We start from the raw sequence: 1,206 nt of genomic DNA on the forward strand, positions 1-1,206 counted from the left end.
GGCGGAATCCGCGCTCACGCACAACGGGAGCTCGAAAGGTTCTCCCGCTCAAAGGAAAGGGAAACGCCGACCGCTCGACGCGAACCTACGATGAGGATTCCGGTCCGTTTCTCTGAGAGTGGAGTCCTCCAACATGGGCAAGAAGCCGATGCCGCCGCTCACGCCCGCCCGCGACACGGTCGTCGATCTCCTGGTCGTCGGGTCGGGAACCGGTATGGCCGCCGCGCTCGCCGGGCACGACCTGGGACTGTCGTGCCTGATCGTGGAGAAGACGCCCTATGTGGGCGGATCCACGGCCCGGTCCGGCGGGGCCTTCTGGATTCCGGGGAACCCGGTCCTGCCCGACGGCGGAGACGAGGCGCTGGCGCTGGCGCAGACCTACGTGCGCGCGGTGGTCGGTGATTCCGCACCCGAGGAACGCGGCGCGGCCTTCCTGGACGCCGGGCGGGCCACGGTGGCCCTGCTCGAGCGCACCACGCCCATGAAATTCTTCTGGGCCCGCGGTTACTCGGATTATCACCCGGAGGAGCCGGGCGGACTGGCCGAGGGACGCACCTGTGAATGCCGTCCCTTCGACGCGTCGGTGCTCGGCTCCGAGCGGCCGCGCCTGCGGCCGGGCGTCATGGAAGCGCCGGTGCCGATGCCGGTGACCGGCGCCGACTACAAGTGGATGAATCTGCTGGTCCGCACACCCGCGAAAGCGCTGCCGCGCGTCCTGCGGCGCGCGGCGCAGGGCATCGGCGGCATGCTGATCGGCCGCGAGTATCTGGCTGGCGGCCAGGCGCTGGCGGCCGGGTTGTTCGCCGGGGTGCTCCGGGCGGGCATTCCCGTCTGGACCGAGACGGCCTTGGTCCGCCTCCTCCGCGACGGCGACCGGGTCACCGGCGCGGTGGTGCGCCAGAACGACCGCGAGGTGACGGTGCGGGCCAGGCGCGGCGTGGTGCTCGCCGCAGGCGGGTTCGACCACGACATGGGCGCGCGGCACAAGTTCCAGTCGCCGTCGCTGCCCGACGGGGCGAGCCTCGGTTCGAAGGGCAACACCGGCGATGCCATCACCGCCGCCCAGGACCTCGGCGCCGCCGGGGCGCTGATGCATCTGCCCTGGGGGTTCCCCGCCAACGCGCCGCTGCCCGGCGCCGACCCGCTGGTGATGCTCGCCGAGCGGTCGGCGGTTCCCTTTCCATTGAGCGGGAGAACCTTTCGAGC

At 71.6% G+C, this 1,206-nt stretch carries 1 protein-coding gene; it reads left to right on the plus strand.

What is annotated here, in order from left to right; translation table 11 throughout:
- Positions 1–133: 133 nt before the first annotated feature.
- A partial coding sequence (locus QH283_RS28310) for an FAD-binding protein (protein ID WP_280505986.1) occupies positions 134–1,206 on the plus strand: 1,073 nt, incomplete at its 3' end.

Origin of the sequence: Nocardia farcinica (genome assembly GCF_029867845.1) — a bacterium.
GTDB classification, from domain to species: Bacteria; Actinomycetota; Actinomycetes; order Mycobacteriales; family Mycobacteriaceae; genus Nocardia; species Nocardia farcinica_A.